Origin of the sequence: Actinacidiphila epipremni, assembly GCF_012034175.1 — a bacterium.
GTDB classification, from domain to species: domain Bacteria; phylum Actinomycetota; class Actinomycetes; order Streptomycetales; family Streptomycetaceae; genus Actinacidiphila; species Actinacidiphila epipremni.
Map to the genome: position 1 here is coordinate 1 of NZ_JAATEJ010000005.1, position 8,798 is coordinate 8,798.

The following is an 8,798-nucleotide window of genomic DNA, read 5'->3' on the forward strand; positions in this document are numbered from 1 at the left end:
TCCGGCCTGACCGGTGGGAGGCATGTGCGCCCACGTATCGATTCCCGGAGGTTTGTCCTGTGTGTGCTGCCCGGCGTGAGCGCTCGGTCTTCCTCGGTCTGCTGCCCTGGCCGGAGCGGGCCGCGGTGGTGCGCGCCCTGCGCACCGAGACCGTGGGCGGACTGGTGCTGCTGGTGGCGGCCGTGGCCGCCCTGGTCTGGGCGAACAGTCCGTGGAGCGGGACGTACGAGCGTATTCGCGACGTCCACTTCGGCGTACGGGCGCTCGGGCTGGACCTGTCGGTGCGGCACTGGACCGCCGACGGGCTGCTGACCGTCTTCTTCCTGGTCGCCGGGATCGAGCTGAAACGCGAGCTCGTGGTGGGCGAACTGCGCACTCCCGACACCGCGGTGCTGCCCGTGGTCGCCGCGGTGTGCGGCATGGGCGTACCGGCCGGGCTCTACCTGGCCACCACCGGGATCGCCGGCGGCAGCCGGGCGGGGTGGGCGGTGCCGATGGCCACCGACATCGCCTTCGCGCTCGCGGTCCTGGCGGTGCTGAACACGCACCTGCCCGCCGCGCTGCGGGCGTTCCTCCTCACCTTGGCCGTCGTCGACGACCTCGGCGCGATCCTGGTGATCGCGGTCTTCTTCAGCAGCGGCCTCGACCTCGCCGCGCTGGCCGGAGCGGTCGCCGGGCTCGTCGTCTTCTTCCTGCTGCAGCGCCACCGGGTGCGCGGCTGGTGGTGGTACGTGCCGCTCGGGGTGGTCGTCTGGGCGTTGATGTACAGGAGCGGGGTCCATGCCACGGTGGCCGGCGTGGCGATGGGGCTCATCCTGCGCACCCGGCGCGACCCGGGTGAGGCCGGTTCGCCCGCCGAGCACGTCGAGCATCTGCTGCGGCCCTTCTCGGCCGGTGCGGCGGTGCCCCTGTTCGCGCTGTTCGCCGCCGGGGTGAGCGTCTCCGTGCCGGCGCTGGGCGAGGTGTTCACCCGCCCGGAGCCGCTGGGCGTGGTGCTCGGCCTGGTCGCCGGCAAGACGGTGGGCGTCTTCGCGGGTACGTACCTGGCCGCCCGGTTCACCCGGGCCCGCCTCAATCCGGACCTCGCGTGGGCAGACGTGTTCGGCCTGGCCGCGCTGGCGGGCATCGGGTTCACCGTGGCCCTGCTGATCGGCGAGCTCGCCTTCACCGACCCGGCGGCCGTCGAGCACACCAAGGCGGCGGTCCTGGTCGGCTCGGTGATCGCCGCCGCGGCGGCGGCGCTGCTGCTCGGCCGCCGCAACGCGGTCTACCGCCGGCTGAGCGAGGCCGAGGAGCGGGACGAGGACGCCGACGGCATCCCCGACATCTACCAGCGCCGCTCATGAGCCCGCTGATGTGCGTCTGATGATCTCGTCGACGCAGAGGCGTTCGAGGTGCGTGGCCACCATCCACCGGTGGCCGAAGGGGTCTTCGAACATGCCGACCCGGTCGCCGTATGCCTCGTCGGCGAGGGCGCGCAGGGAGCGGGAGCCGGCGGCGAGGGCGCGGCGGAAGACCTCGTCGACGTCGGCGACGTGGACGCTGATGGCCACCGGCGTGCCGCCCACCGATCGCGGTCCGGGGACGCCGTGCTCGGGGAACTCGTCGGCGAACATGACGACGGAGTCGCCGATCTGCAGCTCCGCGTGGCCGATCCGGCCGTCGGGCTCGCGCACCCGGATCCGCTCGGTGGCGTCGAAGACGGCGCGGTAGAAGTCGATCGCCGCGTCGGCTCCTGCCACGAAGAGGAAGGGCGACACCGTGGGGTAGCTGAGCACGCTGGTTTCTTCGGTCATCTTCCTACTTCCCTGGATGCGCCTGGACGGGCGTCGGGTCAGGAGTGCGCGACGGCGCGGGAACACCCGCGCCGACCGGTGCGGCGCCGGCGAGGACCACCTCGGCGTCGCGCAGCGTGGACACCATGCCCCGCCAGCACAGGACCACGTAGCGGCTGAACGAGTGGTGCGGATGGTGGCCTTCGAGGAGCTTCGCGGGCGCGCTCACCCACCCCGCCGCGTCGCCGCCGCGCGGAAGGGCCAGGTCGGGCGGGAGGTCGCCGGCTTCGCGCAGCGAGGCCAGGGTTGCGGCCGGGGCGGTGAAGGCGGCCCGCTCTCGCCGGCCCGTGATCATGGAGCGGAACACCGAGCCCGCGGCCAGGTCGAGGTCAAGGGCGGGCCGAAGGCTTTCCCGGTCGGGCCGGGCGCCCTCGGGAGTGCCGCCCAGCAGGAAGTCGACCGCCCCGTCGAGGAAGCGGGCGAGCCGGTCCGGGCGCTGCACCAGGCGGTGCAGGATCGCCTCGTAGTGGATCTCCTGGCGTCCGTACAGGTCGCCGTTCCCGACTTCGAGTCCCAGCTCGCCCTGCAGAAGGGGCCGGTCCAGGCGGGCGGGATCGGTCCAGGCGGCCCGGTAGTTGTGGGCGATCGCGCGGGTCACGCCGTCGGCGGCCCCGTCGAAGAGGTAGTCGCGCAGCCGGTCGCACAGGTCCACCAGACGCGCACCGGTTTGCGCCGCGAGGACCCGCAGGGTGCACCGGAGCAGGGACTTCTGGAAGACGTGCAGGCTGAGCCGGAATTCCAGCCCGCGCAGCCAGTCCTCCTCGGTCATGTCGGCGTGCGCCACGACCACGTCGCCGGTCAGTTCGGGGTCGCTGACGTCGAACGGGAGGTTGCGCACGACGATCTTCTGGTCCGCGCGGAAGCTCTCCTTGGTGTAGTCGGTGTTGTTGAGCAGCAGCAGCGGGAACATCACCGGCGCCCCGCCCGCGGCCAGCGTCTCCTCCACGCCGGCCAGGAAGCTGTCGTACGTCTCCCCGGGCATGCCCCAGATGAGGTCGGTGTACGTGGGGATCCCCAGCTTCCGGAACTCCGCCTGGAGCCGGCGGAAGTTGTCCAGCCGGATGTTGGAGCGCTGGGCGAGGTCGAGGACGGTGGGGCTGAAGGACTGCGTGGACAGGGTGACCGGCGCGAGCAGGCCGCCGTCGCGCAGCAGTGCGGCCGTCTCCAGGATCCGCTTGTTGCAGTTCTTGGCCCAGGTGACGAAGAAGTCCAGCTTCTTGCCGTACCGCTCGCAGATCGTGACCAGCATCCGGGCGATCTCCACGTCCCTGGGCAGGATGCCGAAGTTGGCGTCCGCCAGGGCGAGCATCATGGTCGGGCTCGCCAGCCGTACGGCCCGGTCGAGGTCGGCGGCGATGCGTTCCATGGGGAACTGCCGGACCTTCGAGTTGGTCGCCCCTCCCCAGTAGCAGAAGGCGCAGCTGTACGGGCACCCGCGGTTCGTCTCGTACACCAGCAGGGTGGTCGCGGCCAGTTCGGCATCGGGGTAGACCGACAGCGGCGAGGGCACGGTGGACAGGTCGGTGATGCGGGCGGCCGGCCTGGTGGTGACGGGCCGGCGGTCGCCGCCGCGCCCCGACCAGTACGTGATGCCGTCGATCGACGCGAGGCCCTCCCCGTCGTGCAGGAGGGACCTCAGGAGGTCGACGAACCGCAGCTCGCCCTCGCCGTGGACCAGCACGTCCACCCAGGGGGCTTCGGCGAACAGCGCGTCCTGCTGGTAGCTGACGTCGTTGCCGCCGGCGACGACGCGGCAGCGCGGCCAGCGCTCCTTCACCCGGCGGGCGAGTTCCAGGGACTGGGCGCGGTTCCAGAAGTAGATGGTGAAGGCGACCACGAGGGGATCGTCCAGCGCCGACAGCAGTTCCTCGCAGGCCGGCTCGAACCAGCGGCCCCTGGCGAGCAGGGCGTGCCGCCGGAAGGCGCAGCGGGCCGCCACCTCGGGGTCGGCCTCGGCCGCGGCCTGCAGATAGCCCAGGGTCGGGCTGTACGTCGCTCCCGCGATCGAGGTCAGGTCGACGAGGTGCACCCCGCGGCGCCCGGGCGCGCTCGCGCGCGGTGCGCCCGGGGCGGGTGCGGCCGGCGCGCTCATACGGCCGGCTCGGCGGCGTCGGCCGCCGCGGAACGCGGTGCGGCGAGGGTCCCGGGCCGGTCGGCGGGCGCCTGCGCACGGCACAGGCCCAGCCGCGGGGAGGTGACCAGCCGCAGCCGGGAGGCGGTGTCGTAGAGGTCCTTGGGCGCGATGTCGACGAGGTCGAGGGCCGATTCGTCCGGGCCGGCGGTGGCCGCGGTGCCGGCGTCGGCGGGCGCGGGAGCGGTCGCGCCGCGGTCGACGGCCCTGCCGTGCCGTGCGTCGTAGAGGTCGGAGATGCCGCCGACGATCTCGACGAAGGCGGCGTCGGGCCGGTCGGGGACCTCGGGCGCGGCGGTGAGCTGCTGGGCCAGCCAGAAGTAGCCGGCCTTGCCCTGGTACTGCTGGTACATCCGGCCGACCATGGCGAACAGGCGGGTGTAGGCGTTGCGGAAGAGGGACTCGTAGAAGGCCAGCGCCTCGCTCTCCTCCACGGTCCCGTCGATGACCGCGACGAGGGAGGCGGCGGCGAGCAGGGCGCTGTACGACGCGAGGTGGACGCCGGTGGACAGCAGCGGGTCGAGGAAGCAGGCGGCGTCGCCGGCGACGAAGTAGCCGGGGCCGCAGAAGGACTGCGAGGAGTAGGAGTAGTCCTGCTCGACGCGGGCGGCGGCGACCTGCCGGTTGCCGTCGAGGAGGGTGCGGACGGTGTCCGATTCGGCGACGAGCTCGCCGAGCAGGTCGTCGAGGGATCCGCCGGACCGCCGCCGCTCCCGGAAGGCGGTCTCGTGCATGACGCATCCGACGCTGCGGCGGCCGGCGCATACCGGGATCACCCAGTACCAGCCGTCGGGCGCGGAGATGATGTTGCTGCCGCCGGGCGGGGTGTCCGGGAGCAGGGTGTCGCCGTCCCAATACCCCCAGATCGCGACATTGCGGAAGACCTCGTGCCGGGTGCGGTTCCTGAAGGTCTGCGCCGTGAGCAGGCCCGCCCGGCCGGAGGCGTCCACGAGGTGGTCGAAGCGGGAGGTGCGGACGACGCCGGGCTCGTCGGCGGTCGTCCATTCGGCGGCGACGGGCCGGCCGCCGTCGAGGACGACGCGCTTGACGGTGGCGCCCTGGACGACCCGGGCGCCCCGGTCCGCGGCGTTGTCCAGCAGGACGTGGTCGAAGTCGCCCCGCTCGACCGACCAGGACCGTACCTCGGTTCCGAAGATCGCCGACCAGTCGGCGACCCAGTCCTGCTCGGCGCCCCAGCGGAAGAGGCCGCCGTGCTTGCGCAGGAAACCGGCCCGGTCCACCTTGTCCGCGGCGCCGGCGAGTTCGAGGACGGGCCGGCAGGAGGAGGCCAGGGCCTCCCCGACGTGGTAGCGGGGGAAGACCTCCTTCTCCAGCAGCAGCACGTCGACGCCCGACCCGGCGAGCAGGGCGGCGGTGAGCGAACCCGCGGGTCCGCCGCCGACCACGAGGACCGTCGGGTTGTCGGTCGGTTCGGCCACGTTGTTCTCCTCGTACGTTGCGTGGGGCTCCGGGCGAGGGGCCGGTCAGCGGCCCCGGCGCACGGAGGTCGTGCGATGGGTGGGTGCTCGTCAGGCGGGTCCGGCGGCCGGCGGTTCGGCCGTCACCGCGCGCGTCCCCGGGCCGGTACGAGATGGGCCGAGACGCTGCGCAGCTTCTCGCAGGTCTCCTCCAGCTCCCGGGCGGGTCGGGACTGGCCGACGATCCCGGCGCCCGCGCGCAGCCAGGCCCGGCCGGACTGCTCGAAGACGGTGCGCAGCACCAGGGCCGCGTCGAGGGAGCCGTCGCTGTCCACGGCGAGGACCGCGCCGCCGTACAGCCCGCGCGGGTCCTGCTCGTGCCGGTGGATCGCGGCCAGCGCCGCGGGTTTGGGCACGCCCGAGACGGTGATCGCCGGGAAGGTCGCGGCGAGGGCGTCCCAGCAGGTCAGCCCGGGGGCGAGCCGGCCGCAGACCCGGGAGGCGAGGTGGTGCACGCTGCCGCGTTCCTTGACGACCATGTCCTCCTCCAGCCGGATGCCGGCCGGCTCGCACACGGCCGCGAGCTCCTCGGTCGCCGCGGTCACCGAGATGCGGTGCTCGTGGATCTCCTTGGGGTGGTGGAGCAGTTCGGCGCGCAGCCGTTCGTTCTCGGCCGGGTCGCCGGTGCGGGCCCGGGTGCCGGCGAGCGGCTGGGTCTGCACCCGGCCGTCCGCGCTGACCGAGACCACCACCTCCGGGCTGAAGCCGGCGGCCCGCAGGCCCCCGGTGTCGAGCAGGAAGGAGCGGGCGGGGGTGTTGTGGCGGCGGCCGAGGACGTAGGTCGCGACCAGGTCCACGGGGTGGGGCACCGGTACCGTGCGGCTGAGGACGACCTTGTCCATCACCCCGTCGGCGATCTCGGCGACCGCGGCGGCGACGGCCTTGCGGTACAGCTCGCCGTCGAGGGAGAGGTCCGGCTCGGCCGCGGCCCGGGCCGGCTCGGCGTCGCCCGGCGGGCGGCCGACGTCGCCGGCCAGCCGGGCGAGCGCGTCGGGGTCCACGCTCCGTACGGCCGCCCGCCCGGCGGTGATCCGTACTTCGTGGCGCGGCACGACCAGGTGCAGCAGCGGCCGGTCCGCGTCGGCCCGGGGTGCCGGGCCGGCCCCTTGCGCCGCGAGCGCCTCGGCGAGTTCGAAGGCCGCCCAGCCGTAGGCGCGCCAGGCGTCGACGGGCAGGTCGTCCAGCAGGACGGACAGGACGTCCAGCGGCCGGTCCCGCCAGGCGACGCGGCGGCGGTCCGTACCGCAGGCGTAGTGCACATGGCGGCCGTCGACGGTGAGCTCGGCCAGAGCGCCGGCGCAGAAGGTCCAGGTGCCCTCCCGCTCGTGGACGACATGGGGCTCGCCGCGGTGTGCGGCGGCCAGCCTCGCCACGGTGAGCAGCGGGTCGTGCGGTGCGGCGGCCTCGGTCTGCCGGTAGCGGTGTCGTGGCGGCATCGGTCTCTCCCTCGGGTGGTCGGCCCGGGTCGCTGGTGCGGATGAAGGGGTGGCGGGGGCCGGGCGGTCAGGCGGGGGCCGGGGCGGCGCCGGCGGGGATGCGGGCCGCGATCTCCGCGCCGAGCCGGCGCTTGTCGACCTTGCCCGCGCCTGTCCGCGGCAGCTCGTCGACGATCTCCAGCCGGTCGGGCACCTTGTACGCCGCCAGGCCCCGCTCCCGCAGGAATCCGGCCAGCTCGGCGAGGGTCGGAGGGCGGAGGTCGGGGGCGGAGTCGGGGCCGGCCCCGGGTACGACGCAGGCGCAGGTGCGTTCGCCGAGCAGCGGGTCCGGGATCCCGACGAGCGCGGCGTGCGCGACCCGGGGATGGGCGGCGAGGTGGTCCTCCACCTCGGCGGCCGGGATCTTCTCACCGCCGCGGTTGACGACGTCCTTGATCCGCCCCTCGACGACCAGATGCCCGGTCCGCGTGGCCCGGACCAGATCGCCGGTGCGGAACCAGCCGTCGGCGGTGAAGGCGCCGGCGTTCTGCTCGGGCGCCCCGTAGTAGCCGCGCACGGTGTACGGACCGCGGGTCAGCAGCTGGCCGACCGCCCCGAGGGGGAGGTCACGCTCCTCGTCGTCCACCACCCTGATCTCGTCGGCCGCGGACAGCGGGCGGCCCTGCGTGGAGAGCACGAGGTCGTCCGGGTCGTCGTCCCGGGTGAAGCACAGCAGGCCTTCCGCCATGCCGAACACCTGCTGGAGCCGGCAGCCCAGCTCGGGCCCGACGCGCGCGGCGTCGGCCCGGCTCAGCCGGGCGCCGCCCACCTGGAGTGTGCGCAGGCTCGACAGGTCGTGCCCGCTCCAGGCCGCCTCGGCCAGCCACAGCTTCAGCAGCGGCGGGGTCAGCGCGGTGGTCGTCACCCGCTCCCGCTCGATCAGCCGGAAGGCCCGGCCCGGATCGGCGTCGGCGGCCAGGACGACGGTGCCGCCGGTGGCCAGTGTGCCGAGCACCCCCGGGCAGCCGAGGGTGAAGTTGTGCGCCGCGGGGAGCGCCGCCAGGTACACGCTGTCCTGGCCGAGGCCGCACACCTCGGCGCTGGCGAGGACGTTGTAGGCGTAGTCGCCGTGGGTGCGCGGGATCAGCTTCGGGGTCCCGGTGGTGCCGCCGGACAGCAGCAGCAGCGCGAGGTCCGAGGGGGCCGCCGGCGCGGACGGCCGGTACGAACTGCCGCCCGCCCGCTGCGGGCCCGCGCCGGGCAGGGGCGCTCCGTCGAGGGTGCGGAAGAGGTCGTCGAGGTCGCGGTCGCCCGCCCGGTCCGTATCCGCCGTCAGAACATGCCGCAGCGTGGGATGCGACGCCCGGACGGCGTCGGTGAGCGCGCCGCTGTCACTGCCGTACGGCTGCCGCGAAACGGCATATCCTACGGCGCCCGACAACCGGAACAGGTGGTCGATCTCGCTCTTGCGGTGACCGGGAAGAGCGAGGACCGCAATCGCCCTCATACGCAGCAGCCCGACAATAAGAAGTATGAATTCCAGGCTGTTGGGAAGTTGAACGACGATCCGGTCCCCGGGGCCGAGGCCGAGCCGGTCGAGGCGGTCGGCCAATCGGTCGGCCGCCGTGTCCAGCTGCTGGTACGTGATCCGCTGCCCGGGGCGACCGGGCTGCCCGGAGGCGATCAGAGCAGGTCGGAGCGGGTGCCGCCGCGCATGTCCACGCAGCGCGGCGTCGATTGAATCCGTGCGGAATTCCATTGCGTTCATCCGAAAATTCTATGGGTTACCGACGCGGTGCTGCACGTGCGGCAACCTTCCGCCCTCGAACTCGCGCCAGCCTAGCAGGCATTCGGCCTCCCGCAGTTTCCGGTGAATTTTGTCGCCGACGCATGACTGGTGTATGTCTTTCGGGATATCCAATCGAACAGCGATGGGTGA

At 73.5% G+C, this 8,798-nt stretch carries 6 protein-coding genes; 1 reads left to right on the forward strand and 5 read right to left on the reverse strand.

From position 1 onward, the window contains the following. Positions 1 to 59: 59 nt before the first annotated feature. The gene (gene nhaA / locus HCN08_RS08680) at positions 60 to 1,346 is read left to right on the forward strand and encodes a Na+/H+ antiporter NhaA (protein WP_167982353.1); all 1,287 of its coding nucleotides are present in this window, start codon (positions 60 to 62) and stop codon (positions 1,344 to 1,346) included. Here the strand turns inward: nhaA and HCN08_RS08685 are convergent. The 5 genes from HCN08_RS08685 to HCN08_RS08705 all read right to left on the reverse strand — a co-directional run bounded on the left by HCN08_RS08685 (position 1,341) and on the right by HCN08_RS08705 (position 8,627). Beyond that, positions 1,341 to 1,796 carry a VOC family protein gene (locus HCN08_RS08685; RefSeq protein ID WP_167982354.1) on the reverse strand — a complete coding sequence of 152 codons (456 nt, stop codon included), beginning with the start codon at positions 1,794 to 1,796 and terminating at the stop codon, positions 1,341 to 1,343. The genes nhaA and HCN08_RS08685 overlap by 6 nt on opposite strands. Positions 1,797 to 1,800: 4 nt before the next feature. Beyond that, positions 1,801 to 3,927, reverse strand: coding sequence for a radical SAM protein (locus HCN08_RS08690; protein WP_167982355.1), 2,127 nt, complete (start codon positions 3,925 to 3,927; stop codon positions 1,801 to 1,803). Further along, the gene (locus HCN08_RS08695; RefSeq protein WP_167982356.1) at positions 3,924 to 5,405 is read right to left on the reverse strand and encodes an NAD(P)/FAD-dependent oxidoreductase; all 1,482 of its coding nucleotides are present in this window, start codon (positions 5,403 to 5,405) and stop codon (positions 3,924 to 3,926) included. Before HCN08_RS08695 ends, HCN08_RS08690 begins: the two co-directional genes overlap by 4 nt. 122 nt (positions 5,406 to 5,527) lie before the next feature. Further along, complete coding sequence (locus HCN08_RS08700; protein WP_167982357.1) at positions 5,528 to 6,880, reverse strand: salicylate synthase; 1,353 nt, start codon at positions 6,878 to 6,880, stop codon at positions 5,528 to 5,530. A 67-nt stretch (positions 6,881 to 6,947) separates the two neighbouring features. Then, on the reverse strand, positions 6,948 to 8,627 hold the full coding sequence (locus HCN08_RS08705) for a (2,3-dihydroxybenzoyl)adenylate synthase (RefSeq protein WP_167982358.1): 1,680 nt from the start codon (positions 8,625 to 8,627) through the stop codon (positions 6,948 to 6,950). Positions 8,628 to 8,798 lie beyond the last annotated feature (171 nt).